This window comes from Haloferax elongans ATCC BAA-1513 (assembly GCF_000336755.1).
Taxonomy (GTDB): Archaea; Halobacteriota; Halobacteria; order Halobacteriales; family Haloferacaceae; genus Haloferax; species Haloferax elongans.
Window position 1 is genome coordinate 294,355 of sequence record NZ_AOLK01000011.1, and the last position, 13,340, is coordinate 307,694.

Below are 13,340 nucleotides of genomic sequence, written 5' to 3' on the forward strand. Positions count from 1 at the left end.
TCAACTCGAAAATAGTCATACTCGTGCTGGTGTGTTTCACCAAACACACCATTTGATGCACGTGTGTGCACACACTCGGCGCTATCGATGGTAATGCTTATGTGTGGAATCGCGGGTATGCTTACTCGTGCATTATGGGGCTCACTGAATCCCTCGCAGATTACTTCGACGTGCATAAACACGGGTCCTCAGTCGGGACCGAGATTATCGCGGGGATAACGACGTTCCTGACGATGTCGTACATCGTCGTCGTCAACCCGTCGATTCTCGCAGAAAACCCGGATATCCCTGGCCTCGATGGCATCGCCATCACGGGCTACACCTTCGGTGAGGTACAGTCGATGCTCGCCGTGGTGACTATCGTTGCGGCGGCTATCGCGACGCTCGTCATGGCGTTCTACGCCAACCGGCCTTTCGCGCAAGCGCCCGGACTCGGGTTGAACGCGTTCTTCGCGTTCACCGTCGTCGGCGCGCTGGGTATCCCGTGGCAGACGGCACTCGCCGCCGTCTTCGTCGAGGGACTGCTCTTCATCGCGCTCACCGCTGTGGGCGCGCGTGAAGCCATCATCAAGATATTCCCCCAACCGGTCAAGATGGCCGTCGGAACCGGTATCGGTCTGTTCTTGACTATTATCGGACTGCAAGCGATGGGTATCGTCGTCGACGACACTGCGACGCTCATCACGCTCGGCAACCTCGCCTCGAATCCGGTCGCCGTCGTCTCTATCGTCGGTCTGTTCGTCACGTTCGCTCTCTACGCGGCGGACATCCCCGGGTCGATTATCCTCGGTATCGTCTTCACCACCGCTCTTGGGTGGGGACTCACTACCTTTGGCTTCGTTTCCCCCGAGGCTGAACTCGTCGCCGGTTCGTCGCCCGCGACCTACGACGTGACTCCGCTCGTCGGCGCGTTCGTCTCCGGGTTCGGAAACGTCGAAGCATTCAGCTTCGCCCTCATCGTCTTCACGTTCTTCTTCGTGGACTTCTTCGACACTGCCGGGACGCTCGTCGGCGTCGGACAGGTCGCAGGCTTCCTCGACGAGAACGGTGACCTCCCGGACATCGACAAGCCGCTCATGGCTGACGCAGTCGGTACCACTGCTGGCGCGATGATTGGAACCTCGACCGTCACGACGTACATCGAATCCGCAACTGGCGTCGAAGAGGGTGGCCGCACGGGTCTCACCGCGCTCGTCGTCGCACTTCTCTTCCTCGCCTCGCTCGCGCTCGTCCCCCTCGCGACGGCTGTTCCCCTCTACGCCTCACACATCGCGCTCGTCGTCATCGGCGTCGTGATGCTCCAGAACGTCGTCGACATCGACTGGGACGACATCACCAACACGATTCCGGCCGGGATGACCATCCTCGTCATGCCCTTCACGTACTCTATCGCCTACGGCATCGCCGCGGGCATCATCTCGTACCCGCTCGTGAAGGTCGCCGCCGGTGACTACGACGACATCAGCGCGGGCCAGTGGGTCCTCGCCTTCCTGTTCGTCGTCTACTTCGTCGTCCGAACGTCCGGGATGCTTCAGGCGCAGGTCTGAGGCCGCTTCTCGGACGTTCGTCTCGTCTCGCTCTCGCTTCCCATCCTACGTTCTGTCTTTTTTGTGCTGGTTGCATCGGCGACACACAGCTCCGCCGCGCTTTTTATATCGGACTCCATAGCAGGCGATGATGTCAAACCTCACGCTCTACGAACTCCCTGGCTGTCCGTACTGTGACAAGGTCAAGAACAAACTCTCCGACCTCGACCTGGAGTACGATTCGGTAGAAGTTCCCCGCGCACACCCAGAACGAACCGAAGTGAAAGAGATTAGCGGCCAGACTGGTGTCCCCGTGCTCGTCGACGAGAAACACGACATCGAGGGGATGCCGGAGTCGAGCGATATCGTCGAATACCTCGACGAGACCTACGGCTCGGCGTCGTAAGCAGACGATTCAGGTCGAATCGTCGCTCTCGACCCGCCTTCGTTCTCACTTCGATTTTCGGTCCCGCGCAGCCTCGTAGCTCGCCCGAAGCGCATCTTCGAGGTCGCGGACGTGACTCGATTCGACGTGGACAGTTGCCCACGACCCGACGAGACGGCCGTTCGCCTCGAAGGGCACGACCTGATGGTGCGACGCCAGTTTTGACCGCTCGTCTTGTGGCAACGACGTGAGCGACACCCCTTGCTCCGACACGACGGCGAAGAGCGTCTCGTTGGCTCGGAACGACGGACACCCGAACATCGTCGTCTGCTCGACGTCGGGCCACGAACTCACCACCACCCCCACCGCCGCCGTAAGCGACGCGACCCGCTCGCGCGCCGCTGTCTCGTCCGACTTCGACATACCCGCGGGTACGCTGGCAGTTACGATAATACCGGAGGTAGCACCCCAGCGACGAGATGTCCCGCCGTCAGATTTCGGCGGGGTCGCGGGCGCGCTCGCGAATCAGGTCGCGAATCTTGTCGGGGTCGTCGATGGCGGCCAGTTCGTCGCAACTGACGATGCCGGTTCCATCGACCGATTCGCGCTTCTGTTTCTCCTTGACGAAGTACACAGAGCGCGTGCGCGTCACCTCGCCGAGAGAGGACATGATTTGTGCGCGTTTCTCGGCGCTCCGCGTGAACGACGAGTGGCCGGTGAGGACGTTCGTGTGCTTGCGCCGGCCGGAGTCCTCGCTCACTGCCTTGAACGGTGCGCGCGAGGTTGGGTGGACGGTAAAGCCCGCCTGCGTGAGGATGGAGACGACGTGTTCGTCGTCGGGGTCTGCTGCCGGGTCGTCCGGCGTGGGCTCTGCGTCGCGAACTTCCTCTGCGCCCGTGAGCACGTCGACCGGGTTCGAAAACGGCCGGTCGAACAGCTCTTCGAGTTGAATGGCCACTTCGATGCTCGCGTTCATCCCGTCTTCGTACTTCGAGACGGTGCGGCGCGAGACGCCGAGTTCCTTCGCGAGACGGCCGAGACTCCAGCCGCGTTCCTGTCGTTCTTCGGAGAGGATGTCGCCGTCGATGCTCACATAGAGGCCGCCGGGTGCGGCGTAGATGAGTGGCGGGACTCCCTCGACGAACAGGTCCATCGCGGTGTCGGGGTTCAACACCGGGACGCCGTGGCGGAAGTAGACGACGCCTGGTTTCAGGTCTTCGTCGCGGGTGCGTAGCCCGACGACCACGGGTGTCGCATCAAGGTACGACCCCAGGCGTCGCATCTCGGAACCGGTGACGCCGTCGAAGGCGTCGATGTTCCCGAGTATTTTGAGGAGCAACAGGTCCTCACCTCTGCGTGCGGCGAGGTCGAAGCTCTTGGGCCGGATGGCAATCCGGTCGCTCACGACGAACCCCGCATCTTGGAGCATCGCGGCGATGTTGCCAACCAGCGCTGACCGGGACATAGGGGGCAATAAGCGATTCGGCCCATAAAGCGTTTTCCCCGTGCGTGGCCCCGATGTCCCCGATTCTCCTGTTCTGCGACGACATTTATATAGTCGAGTCGGACCCGAAAGGCGTTACTGCGTTCTTCGGCTAGCTTCGACAATGACCGTCATCGGCCTCGACGACACCGACTCCCGGACGCTCGGGATGTGTACGACGTACCTCGCGACGCTCGTCGCCGAGGCCATCGAACAGGAAGGCGGCTCGGTCGAGCGCCTGCTTCTCGTCCGGCTCAACCCCGCGGTCGAACACAAGACGCGCGGAAACGCCGCGTTAGCCATCCATACCGACGTGCCCGCCGGGACCGCCTTCGACGTTGCGCGGGCCGAACTCGAACGCTGGGCGGTCGTTGACGACGACCGAACGAGTCCGGGCCTCGTCGTTGCACCGGGGTCGCCCGATACTGTCTCGACTGCCGTCGAGAAGTTCGCCCGCGACGCCGTCCGCGACTTCCACGACACCGACCGCGCCGTCGAACTCGCGACCGAATCCGGCTTCCTGAGCCAAGGGTGGCACGGTGGTCGCGGACGAATCGGTGCTCTCGCCGCCGTCGGCGCGTGGGCCGCGTTCGACGAGTGGACGTACGAACACATCTCCTACCGCGAATTCCACCGTTGCGGGACGCCTCGCGAGGTCGACTTCGATTCGGTGTTCGAGGCCGCAGAAGCCGGCTATCCGAACGCGTGGGATACGGTCGACCGTGTCGAAGGCGAGGCCGTCTGCGTCCCGAACGCACCGGGACCGATTCTCCACGGTATCCGCGGCGACGACTCCGAGACAGTTCGGTCGGTCGCCGCCGACATCGCCTCGGAACCCGTGGACCGCTCGGCGACGTTCCTCACCAATCAGGGGACTGATTCCCACCTCCGAGATGGGGCGCTGTCGGACCTCCAAGACGGGCGGGCGTATCGCGTCACGGGCACCGTCGCTTCTGAACCGGAGACGCGAACCGGCGGTCACGTCTTTTTCGACCTCTCCGAGGACGATGCGACGATTACCGTGGCCGCGTTCGAACCGACGAAGCGTTTCCGTGACCACGTTCGCTCGCTCCGCGTTGGCGACCGCCTCACCGTCTGCGGAGAGGTGACAGACGGGACGCTCAAACTCGAAAAGTTCGCCGTGCGCGACCTCGTTCGCATGGACCTTGCGACGCCGACATGTCAAGGCTGTGGACGGACGATGAAAAGCGCCGGGCGCAATCAGGGCTATCGCTGCCGCGACTGCGGGACCGATGCACCTGGAAAAGTCGAGACGCCACTCGACAGAGCACTCGAAGCGGGGTGGTACGAGGTGCCGCCGTGTGCCCGCCGCCACATTGCGAAACCGCTCGTCCGAGGTGGATTCGACGCACCGACACACCCCGAGCGGTAACACTGTCCCAACCCGTTCTAACGGGAGACAACGTTATCCCGTGACACGCCTACCGTTTTACCGAGGCGTGATTCGAACGAACGGTCCCACGAGACACCCCAACTCCTATGTCGCGAGATAGTTCATCCATTCGCGAACGTATCTACGCAACGTTCGCAGACGAGTCGCTCGACTTCGAAGCGTCCGTACAGACGGCACTCGAGTTCACTGCCGACTATCTCGGTGTCGAGTACGGCTTTCTGACCCGAATCGAAGACGGACAACAGCGAATACTGCAGGCGGTCGGCTCCCACGAACTCCTCCAACCCGGTGAGTCGTGTCCACTGGAGCAGGCCTACTGTCGGCGCACGATACAAATCTCGGGGACGCTAAGCGTCCAGGACGCCGCGGTGTCGCCGGAGGTCTCCACGACAGCCTTCGAAACGTTCGAGCTCGGGTGTTACATCGGCACGAAAGTGGTCGTCGACGGCGAGGTGTACGGCACTGTCTGCTTCGGCGACTCGAACTCACGTGGCGAGTCGTTTTCCGAATCCGAGGGCATGCTGGTCGAACTCGTCGGGCAACTGGTCTCTCAGGTACTCGAACGGCGAGCCTATCAGCAGACGCTCGCAGACCAGAACCGACAGCTCGAAACCGAACGACAGACGTTCGAGGAAATCGCCGAGACGACGTTCGACGTGATTTACCGAATCGACCGCGGCGGCGTGTTCACCTACGCCTCTTCTTCGGTCGAACGCATCATCGGTTACTCACCCGAGGAACTGGTCGGAACGCCGTTTGCTGAGCATATCTGTGAGTCGTCGCTTCCGAGAACTGTCGATGCATTCGACCAGCTGCTCGATGGCGAGTCGGTCGAACATCTCGAAATCGAGTTTGAGCGAAAGGGCGGAGAGACGGTCATCCTCGAAGTCAACGCTCGACCCATCTACAACGGCGGTGACGTCGAACTGATTCAGGGCGTCGCCCGTGACATCACCAATCGCGTCGAACGGGAGCGCGAACTCCGACTCCAACATCGTGCCCTCGAGGATACGAACGTCGGCATCACCATCGCCGAAGCCGCCGAACCGGAGTTCGTCATCACCTACGCCAACGAGGCGTTCGAAGCACTGAGCGGCTATTCTCGCGACGAAATTATGGGCCGTCCGTATCGAGACTTCTTCGTCGAGGATGCCGGTCCCGAGGAGGCGGCCGATATCCGGGAGGCGCTGGTGTCGGGTGACTCCAGTGTGTTCGACCTACTCGTCACTCGGCAGGACGACACACCTCTCTGGTGTCGGACGTCTATCAGCCCGGTCACCGGCGATTTCGACGAAGTGACACACTACGTCGGATTCCACGAAAACGTCACCGAGGAAAAGCGAACTGTCCGCTTGGTGGAACTTCTCAACAGAGTTCTCAGACACAACTTGCGAAACAGTATGAACGTCATCCTCGGGAACATCGAGTTGTTGAACGACCCGGAGATGTCGTCCATAGCTGTCGGCCGTATCCGTGAACGCGGACAGGACTTGGTTCGATTGAGTGAACGCGCTCAGGAACTGAAGCGGTACGCACATCGGGAACGCGACCCCCAACGTCTCGACCCGAAAGAACTCGTCGCTCGTATCGTCGAGCAACACGAGGAGTCGAACCCACAAGCCACAATCACCGTCGACGTGCAGTCCGACCGCGGTATCTGCGCCGGGAGCGAACTCAGTCGCGCGCTTTCGGAACTCGTGGCGAACGCGATTTCGCACCACCCAACCGAGTCGGCCCACGTGTCGATATCGGTCGCCGACGCTGGAGACCAGATACGAATCGAAGTCGTCGACGACGGTGAGGGAGTCTCACCAAGTGAGACCTCGTTCGTTCAGATGGGGCGCGAGACAGATTTAGAGCACGGGAGCAGTATGGGTCTGTGGCTGGTCAACTGGATTGTCACTCGATACGGCGGGTCGTTCCAAATCGGTCCGGCCGACGAGGACAACCGGGGGACGCGTGCGACGATTCTCGTCCCGTCTATCGACCCTGAGACCAGTGTCGAAGCGGCAGCGAAGCCATCGACGGCACTCTTCTGGTAACGCCCACTCGGTGGCGTGTTCTCGTAGCTTCCCGTGTCACTTCCTGACGACGAGAATCGCCGTGTTCTCGCGACGGTCCACGAACGAACTCCCGGCAGGTGGTTTCACGTCGACGACGAGCGTGCCGTCCTCTCTGTTTGCGCTGAGTTCGGCTTTGACTGTCGCTGTCGCCGTTCCGTCACCGCCCGTCTTCTCAGCCACGACGTCGTCGAGTTCGGCAGTTCCGGATTTCACGACAACCGTCGCTCCTTCGACTGGGTCTCCCTCGTGGTCGACGACGGTGAACGTGATGTCGTGAGTGCCCGGTTCGACGACATCGGGACTCGGCTTGACGTTGAGTTCCGACGTGGCGAGTCCCTGCACTCCCGAGAGCATATTGAGCATGACGCTCATGCTGGCGACGCCGACGACGAGTGCGACGACGAGACGAACTGGGAGTCCTTCGATAGCGCGCGTGTCTGACCGGAATGCTTCGAGCATGGGCTGTCTGGCCGCGATTTCGTATATAAATCCTCGTCCGGGGGTTCAAGTCGGAAGCCGGGACCACGACACCCCATGCACGTTATCGGCCGCGACGCAGACACAGGCGGGCCAGTCTGCAACCTCGGAACGTACCGCGCCCGCGACGGGAGCACTGGCGCACCTGTCGGCCTCGACGTAAACCACCCTCACGCGGCGGTCGTCGTCGGCAAACGCGGGAGCGGGAAGTCGCACACGCTCGGCGTCGTCGCCGAAGGATTGGCCCGCGCCGAGGGTGTTGCACCAATCGTCGTGGACCCGATGGGTGTGTTTTCGGGACTCGAAGCTGCCCCAATCGACGGAACGGTCCATCACGACCCGACAGTCCGCGCAAGCTCTCTCCCACCCAGTGCGTGGCCCGACCTCCTTGGACTCGACCCGACTGGCCCGGTTGGGTCGCTCATCTGGCGAGTCGCTGCCGAGGCTGACTCACTCGCCGAGATGCAGTCGGAAGTCGCCGATGCAGACTCGACGGCCGCCACACGACGGGCTGCCACGAATCACCTCGCACTCGCCGACTCGTGGGACGTGTTCGGCCAGGATGGGATAGCTGTCTCCGACCTCTGCGGGCCGACACCAGACATACTCGGCCTCTCCGGGATGGACGAGCGTCCTGCGAGCGCCGTCGTTCGCGTCGTCGCCCGGGGGGTGTACGAGGCACGCATCGAAAGCACGGTGGACCACCTCCCGTGGCTCCTCGTCGACGAGGCGCACGCGTTCGTCGGGGGTGTCGCCGAACCGGCGCTTCGAACGATTCTCACGCGTGGGCGCGCACCCGGTGTTGGACTCGTTCTCGCAACGCAACGCCCTTCGGCTCTCCCCGATGTCGCCGTCTCGCAGGCAGACCTCCGAATCGTCCACCGACTCACCGCCGGACCGGACGTGTCAGCGATGGCCGCCGCCGACCCGACGTATCTCGATTCGAATCTCGCCTCCCGGCTTCCTCGAAAACTGGGCTGTGCGCTCGTCATCGACGACACGACCGAATCAGTTCACGACGTACGCGTCCGCGAGCGCGACACACCAGACGGCGGAGCGACACCCGTCGCGGTCCCGGAGCACGGCGCGCCACCTGCGTCCGCCCCGACCCACGACGCTTCCGAAACCATGGAGTAGTCTCTCCGGGTCAGGGTTGGTATGGACCGCTCGGAACTCGCATTGGTCGCCGTCGGTGGCTTTCTCGGTGCGACGCTCCGCTATCTTGTCGGCGTCGCCATCCCCGGAACCGGCGGGACGCTCGCGGTGAACGTCCTCGGGAGCTTCGTCCTCGGGGCGTTCATCACCACCGTCTCGTCGCGGCGAGCCCAGTGGCTCTTCGGGTCGGGAGTCCTCTCCTCGTTTACGACCTACAGCACGTTCGCCGTCCAAACGGCCGGGCTTTCGATGACCGCTGGCGCGCTCAACATCGGCGCGAACTACGTCCTCGGCTTCGTCGCTGCCGGGGCTGGTATCGCCCTCGGGAGGCGACGATGAGCCTCTCGCTCACTTCGGCGTTGCTCGTCGGCCTCGGCGGAATGGCTGGGGCGACCTCACGGCACGTCGTAGACCAGCAACTCGTCGGCAAGTGGAGTACCTTCACCGTCAACGTCCTCGGGAGCATCGCACTGGGATTCATCGTCACTGCGCCCGTGGGCGACGCAGCCGCGACGCTCGCCGGAACAGGGTTCTGCGGTGCGTTCACGACCTTTTCGTCCTTCGCGGTCGGTGTCGCCGAACTCGTAGACGGAGGCGACTACCAGACGGCCGCCCGGTACGCCTTCGGGACGTTGCTGGCGGCGTTGGTCGGGGTTGCGATTGGGGCGGCAGTTGGTGGGATTGTTGGGTAGGGCGTCGTTATGATTTAGAAGCGGAGTATCGTTGACGCACGGCGACGAGACGCCTCGCTGGACGAGTTGAAATTAGAGAAGCGCCCGAGGCGGGATTTGAACCCGCGTCACGACCGTGACAGGGTCGTATGATGGGCCACTACACCACCCGGGCTTACTGAAGTGAGTTTGCGGTACGGAGAGCGCCCGAGGCGGGATTTGAACCCGCGTCACGACCGTGACAGGGTCGTATGATGGGCCACTACACCACCCGGGCCCTCCGTCTGCAATCATTCGTAACCGAGGTTTATAGATAAGACTTACCATCTGAAACGGCCTTGGCCTGCGGTACCGCGATTCCTGCCCCGAAAACCTTTATATTGGGATTTCCCATGCCAATACGTGACGATTCGCGCATCTCCGGTGCGTGACCTCCGGTAGCTCAGCCTTTCTTCGACAAAGTTGGGAAGTGTTAAATGGGTGGCTCCCAAAATCTGCCGTAGTATCCCGTGACAGCTTCTTCCAGCACCCAGCAGCACCATACATGGTAGACGTAAGCCAACACAAACTGGTTCCGGAGCACACGGTTCTCGACGACGAGGAAGTCGAGAGCGTGTTGCAGGAGTACAACGTCGAGAAGACGAACCTGCCGAAGATCAAGCGCAAGGACCCGGCGCTCCCTGACGACGCGGAGCCCGGCGATGTCATCAAGATCGTTCGGAATTCGCGAACGACCGACAAGGCGGTCGTATATCGATTGGTGATCGAATGAACCGACAAGCGCGACGCGAGGTTTCTCGCAAGTACTTCTCTGAAGAACGGCTCGCTGAACATCACTTCCGCTCGTTTAACGCGTTCCTCGAACGCGGCATGTCGGATGTCGTCGAGGAGAAGGCGACCATCGAGACGGACATCGGTGACAAGGAGGGCGAAGAGCCGGTCTACGTCGAACTCGGTGGCGTCCGCGTCGAGACCCCACGAGTCCGCGAGGCCGACGGCTCTGAAGAACTTCTCTTCCCGCAGGAAGCGCGCCTGCGTAACATCACCTACTCCGCCCCCGTATTCATGGAGATGTCCATCGTCCGCGGCGGCGAAGAAGAAGAGGAAGTCGTCGTCGACACCGCCGAGACGAAGGTGGGCCGGATGCCCATCATGGTCGGCTCCTCGAAGTGTAACATCGCCGAACTCTCCGACGCGGACCTCGTCGAAATCGGCGAAGACCCCGTCGACCCCGGCGGCTACTTCATCGTCAACGGTTCCGAGCGCGTCCTCATGACCTCCGAGGACCTGGCTCCGAACAAGATTCTCGCCGAGTACGACACGAAGTACGGCGACGAGATTCAGGTCGCAAAGACGTTCAGTCAGCGCCGCGGTTACCGCGCGCTCGTTCTCTGTGAGCGCAACCGTGAGGGCCTGCTCGAAGTGTCGTTCCCGTCTGTCTCCGGGAGCGTCAACTTCGTCACGCTCGTCCGTGCGCTCGGTCTCGAATCCGACGAGGAAATCGTCCATCGCGTCTCCGAGGACCCGGAGATTGTGAAGTTCATGCTCGAGAACCTCGAAGAGGCCGACGTCCAGACCCAAGAGCAGGCCATCGAGGCACTCGGCAAGCGCGTCGCTGGTGGGCAGGGGAAGAACTACCAGCTCAAGCGCGCCAACTACGTCATCGACCGCTACCTCCTGCCGCACCTCCACGAGGAGGGCGCAGAAGAAGAGGAAGTGCGCATGAACAAGGCGTACTACCTCTGCCGGATGGCCGAGGCGTGTTTCGAACTCGCACTCGGTCGTCGCGACTCCGACGACAAGGACCACTACGCCAACAAGCGCCTCAAGGTCTCCGGCGACCTGATGAAGGACCTCTTCCGCACGGCGCTCAACAAGCTGGCACGCGACGTGAAGTACCAGCTCGAGCGCGCTAACATGCGTAACCGCAACCTCACGGTGAACACCGTCGTCCGTTCCGACGTGCTCACCGAGCGTCTCGAACACCCGATTGCGACCGGGAACTGGGTGGGCGGACGCTCTGGCGTCTCCCAGCTCGTCGACCGGACCGACTACATGGGTGTGCTGTCTCACCTGCGTCGCCTCCGCAGTCCGCTGTCGCGGTCACAGCCCCACTTCGAGGCACGCGACCTGCACGCGACCCAGTGGGGTCGCATCTGTCCCTCCGAGACCCCCGAGGGACCGAACTGTGGGCTGGTGAAGAACTTCGCGCAGGCGATGGAACTCTCCCAGAACGTCGAAGACGAACAGGCACTGAAGCGAGAACTTGCGTCGATGGGTGTCGAGGGTATCCCCGGCATCGATAGCGTCGACGCCACACCCGCAGACGACTAACATGGCTCAGGCACAGCGAGAAGCGAAAGTATACGTCAACGGTAGTCTCGTCGGGACGCACCCCGACCCCGAACAGCTCGCGGCGCAGATTCGCGAGGCACGTCGCCGCGGCGACGTCAGCCAGATGGTGAACGTCTCCGTCAAGGAGCGCACCCGCGAAGTCATCATCAACGCCGACGCCGGCCGCGCCCGCCGCCCGCTCATCGTCGTCGAAGACGGTGAGCCGCTCCTCGGCGACGAACACGTCGAGGCGCTCGAAAACAACGAACTCGACTTCGACGACATGGTCGAACGCGGTCTCGTCGAGTTCATCGACGCCGAAGAGGAAGAAGACATCTACGTTGGCGTCGACGAAGACGAACTGACCGAGGACCACACGCACCTCGAAATCGACCCACAGCTCATCTTCGGTATCGGTGCCGGGATGATTCCGTACCCGGAACACAACGCCTCGCCGCGTATTACGATGGGTGCAGGGATGATGAAGCAGTCGCTGGGGCTTCCGGCGGCAAACTACCGAATCCGTCCCGACACCCGACAACACCTCCTTCACTACCCGCAGCTCTCGATGGTCAAGACCCAGACCACAGAGCAGATTGGGTTCGACGAGCGACCGGCGGCACAGAACTTCGTCGTCGCCGTGATGTCCTACGAGGGCTTCAACATCGAGGACGCGCTCGTCATGAACAAGGGCTCTGTCGAACGTGCCCTTTCGCGTTCGCACTTCTTCCGTACCTACGAAGGCGAAGAGCGCCGGTACCCCGGCGGACAGGAAGACCGCTTCGAGATTCCGTCGCAGGACGTGCGCGGTGCGCGCGGTGAAGACGCCTACTCGCACCTCGACGAAGACGGCCTCGTCAACCCCGAGACGGTTGTCGACGAGAACTCCGTCCTCCTCGGCAAGACGTCGCCGCCGCGGTTCCTCGAAGAACCCGACGACATGGCCGGGCTCTCGCCGCAGAAGCGCCGCGAGACCTCCGTCACGATGCGCTCGGGCGAATCCGGTGTCGTCGACACCGTCACCCTGATGGAGGGTGAAGACGGCTCGAAACTCGCCAAGGTCTCCGTTCGCGACCAGCGCGTCCCGGAACTCGGCGACAAGTTCGCATCCCGTCACGGTCAGAAGGGTGTCGTGGGCCACTTGGCTCCGCAGGAAGACATGCCCTTCACCGCCGACGGCGTCGTGCCGGACCTCATCATCAACCCGCACGCGCTGCCGTCGCGGATGACGGTCGGTCACGTGCTGGAGATGCTCGGTGGCAAGGTCGGTGCGCTCGAAGGTCGGCGCGTCGACGGGACTGCCTTCCAGGGCGAGTCCGAGGACGAACTTCGGTCTGCGCTGGAAGAACGCGGCTACATGTCCTCCGGGAAGGAGGTCATGTACTCCGGCGTCACCGGCGAGAAGGTCGAAGCCGAGATTTTCGTCGGCATCATCTTCTACCACAAGCTGTACCACATGGTGAGCAACAAGCTGCACGCCCGCTCGCGCGGTCCCGTGCAGGTTCTCACCCGCCAGCCCACCGAGGGTCGCGCCCGCGAAGGTGGGCTTCGTCTCGGTGAGATGGAGCGTGACACCGTCATCGGGCACGGCGCGGCGATGGTGCTGCAGGAGCGCCTGCTCGACTCCTCCGACAAGGAGAGCGTCTACATCTCCGCGGACACCGGCATGGTCGCCGTCGAGGACCGCGACCAGCGCCGCATCTACGACCCGGTCACGGGTGACGAGGACAACATCCACGAAATCGACATCAGCTACGCGTTCAAGCTGCTGCTCGACGAGATGGTCGCACTCGGCGTGCGCCCGCGAATCGAACTGAAGGACGCGGTCTAAC

13 protein-coding genes and 2 tRNA genes are annotated in these 13,340 nt (G+C 62.5%); 10 read left to right on the forward strand and 5 right to left on the reverse strand.

All coding sequences use genetic code 11. The annotated features are described in order from the left end of the window. Positions 1 to 134: 134 nt before the first annotated feature. Both C453_RS03795 and C453_RS03800 read left to right on the forward strand, forming a co-directional pair. A complete protein-coding gene (locus C453_RS03795; RefSeq protein ID WP_008322798.1) occupies positions 135 to 1,547 on the forward strand; it encodes an NCS2 family permease in 1,413 nt (470 codons plus the stop codon). A 130-nt stretch (positions 1,548 to 1,677) separates the two neighbouring features. Continuing rightward, a complete protein-coding gene (locus C453_RS03800) occupies positions 1,678 to 1,932 on the forward strand; it encodes a glutaredoxin family protein (RefSeq protein ID WP_008322800.1) in 255 nt (84 codons plus the stop codon). A 45-nt stretch (positions 1,933 to 1,977) separates the two neighbouring features. On the opposite strand, the gene C453_RS03805 is transcribed toward C453_RS03800, so the two are convergent. Then, the gene (locus C453_RS03805) at positions 1,978 to 2,334 is read right to left on the reverse strand and encodes a hypothetical protein (protein WP_008322802.1); all 357 of its coding nucleotides are present in this window, start codon (positions 2,332 to 2,334) and stop codon (positions 1,978 to 1,980) included. 67 nt (positions 2,335 to 2,401) lie between these two features. Continuing rightward, on the reverse strand, positions 2,402 to 3,376 hold the full coding sequence (locus C453_RS03810) for a transcriptional regulator (RefSeq protein WP_008322803.1): 975 nt from the start codon (positions 3,374 to 3,376) through the stop codon (positions 2,402 to 2,404). A 142-nt stretch (positions 3,377 to 3,518) separates the two neighbouring features. Between C453_RS03810 and C453_RS03815 the strand changes: the two genes are divergently transcribed. Together C453_RS03815 and C453_RS03820 are read left to right on the forward strand one after the other, a co-directional pair. After that, complete coding sequence (locus C453_RS03815) at positions 3,519 to 4,787, forward strand: tRNA(Ile)(2)-agmatinylcytidine synthase (RefSeq protein WP_008322806.1); 1,269 nt, start codon at positions 3,519 to 3,521, stop codon at positions 4,785 to 4,787. A 107-nt stretch (positions 4,788 to 4,894) separates the two neighbouring features. After that, positions 4,895 to 6,850 (forward strand): PAS domain S-box protein, encoded by a 1,956-nt coding sequence (locus tag C453_RS03820; protein ID WP_008322808.1) that lies wholly within the window; start codon positions 4,895 to 4,897, stop codon positions 6,848 to 6,850. 36 nt (positions 6,851 to 6,886) lie between these two features. Here the strand turns inward: C453_RS03820 and C453_RS03825 are convergent, their stop codons facing one another. Beyond that, a complete protein-coding gene (locus tag C453_RS03825) occupies positions 6,887 to 7,330 on the reverse strand; it encodes a DUF7382 domain-containing protein (protein WP_008322810.1) in 444 nt (147 codons plus the stop codon). Positions 7,331 to 7,405: 75 nt separating this feature from the next. Between C453_RS03825 and C453_RS03830 the strand changes: the two genes are divergently transcribed. Genes C453_RS03830 through C453_RS03840 form a run of 3 tightly spaced genes read left to right on the forward strand, consistent with a single transcriptional unit; the run spans position 7,406 to position 9,195 of the window. Then, a complete protein-coding gene (locus C453_RS03830; RefSeq protein ID WP_008322811.1) occupies positions 7,406 to 8,485 on the forward strand; it encodes an ATP-binding protein in 1,080 nt (359 codons plus the stop codon). Between the two features lie 21 nt (positions 8,486 to 8,506). Next, positions 8,507 to 8,842, forward strand: a complete 336-nt coding sequence (locus C453_RS03835) for a fluoride efflux transporter FluC (RefSeq protein WP_008322813.1) — start codon at positions 8,507 to 8,509, stop codon at positions 8,840 to 8,842. Beyond that, a complete protein-coding gene (locus C453_RS03840) occupies positions 8,839 to 9,195 on the forward strand; it encodes a fluoride efflux transporter FluC (protein WP_008322816.1) in 357 nt (118 codons plus the stop codon). The genes C453_RS03835 and C453_RS03840 overlap by 4 nt, the downstream gene beginning before the upstream one ends. Positions 9,196 to 9,276: 81 nt before the next feature. Here the strand turns inward: C453_RS03840 and C453_RS03845 are convergent. Then, positions 9,277 to 9,349 (reverse strand) — tRNA-Asp (locus C453_RS03845). 29 nt (positions 9,350 to 9,378) lie between these two features. Then, positions 9,379 to 9,451, reverse strand: a tRNA-Asp gene (locus C453_RS03850). A 267-nt stretch (positions 9,452 to 9,718) separates the two neighbouring features. On the opposite strand from C453_RS03850, the gene C453_RS03855 reads away from it, so the two are divergent. The 3 genes from C453_RS03855 to rpoB are packed head-to-tail and all read left to right on the forward strand — an operon-like array spanning position 9,719 to position 13,339. Continuing rightward, positions 9,719 to 9,946 carry a DNA-directed RNA polymerase subunit H gene (locus C453_RS03855; protein ID WP_007544515.1) on the forward strand — a complete coding sequence of 76 codons (228 nt, stop codon included), beginning with the start codon at positions 9,719 to 9,721 and terminating at the stop codon, positions 9,944 to 9,946. Next, positions 9,943 to 11,508, forward strand: a complete 1,566-nt coding sequence (locus C453_RS03860; RefSeq protein WP_007544516.1) for a DNA-directed RNA polymerase subunit B'' — start codon at positions 9,943 to 9,945, stop codon at positions 11,506 to 11,508. The genes C453_RS03855 and C453_RS03860 overlap by 4 nt, the downstream gene beginning before the upstream one ends. A gap of 1 nt (position 11,509) precedes the next feature. After that, the gene (rpoB, locus tag C453_RS03865; RefSeq protein WP_008322818.1) at positions 11,510 to 13,339 is read left to right on the forward strand and encodes a DNA-directed RNA polymerase subunit B; all 1,830 of its coding nucleotides are present in this window, start codon (positions 11,510 to 11,512) and stop codon (positions 13,337 to 13,339) included. Position 13,340: the final 1 nt, after the last annotated feature.

Bases quoted from the DNA above. Each gene is read 5' to 3' on its own strand.
- C453_RS03835 (WP_008322813.1), top strand. From the start codon at position 8,507: ATGGACCGCTCGGAACTCGCATTGGTCGCCGTCGGTGGCTTTCTCGGT.
- C453_RS03820 (WP_008322808.1), top strand. From the start codon at position 4,895: ATGTCGCGAGATAGTTCATCCATTCGCGAACGTATCTACGCAACGTTC.
- rpoB (WP_008322818.1), top strand. From the start codon at position 11,510: ATGGCTCAGGCACAGCGAGAAGCGAAAGTATACGTCAACGGTAGTCTC.
- C453_RS03855 (WP_007544515.1), top strand. From the start codon at position 9,719: ATGGTAGACGTAAGCCAACACAAACTGGTTCCGGAGCACACGGTTCTC.
- C453_RS03810 (WP_008322803.1), bottom strand. From the start codon at position 3,376: ATGTCCCGGTCAGCGCTGGTTGGCAACATCGCCGCGATGCTCCAAGAT.
- C453_RS03815 (WP_008322806.1), top strand. From the start codon at position 3,519: ATGACCGTCATCGGCCTCGACGACACCGACTCCCGGACGCTCGGGATG.
- C453_RS03805 (WP_008322802.1), bottom strand. From the start codon at position 2,334: ATGTCGAAGTCGGACGAGACAGCGGCGCGCGAGCGGGTCGCGTCGCTT.
- C453_RS03840 (WP_008322816.1), top strand. From the start codon at position 8,839: ATGAGCCTCTCGCTCACTTCGGCGTTGCTCGTCGGCCTCGGCGGAATG.
- C453_RS03830 (WP_008322811.1), top strand. From the start codon at position 7,406: ATGCACGTTATCGGCCGCGACGCAGACACAGGCGGGCCAGTCTGCAAC.
- C453_RS03800 (WP_008322800.1), top strand. From the start codon at position 1,678: ATGTCAAACCTCACGCTCTACGAACTCCCTGGCTGTCCGTACTGTGAC.
- C453_RS03795 (WP_008322798.1), top strand. From the start codon at position 135: ATGGGGCTCACTGAATCCCTCGCAGATTACTTCGACGTGCATAAACAC.
- C453_RS03825 (WP_008322810.1), bottom strand. From the start codon at position 7,330: ATGCTCGAAGCATTCCGGTCAGACACGCGCGCTATCGAAGGACTCCCA.
- C453_RS03860 (WP_007544516.1), top strand. From the start codon at position 9,943: ATGAACCGACAAGCGCGACGCGAGGTTTCTCGCAAGTACTTCTCTGAA.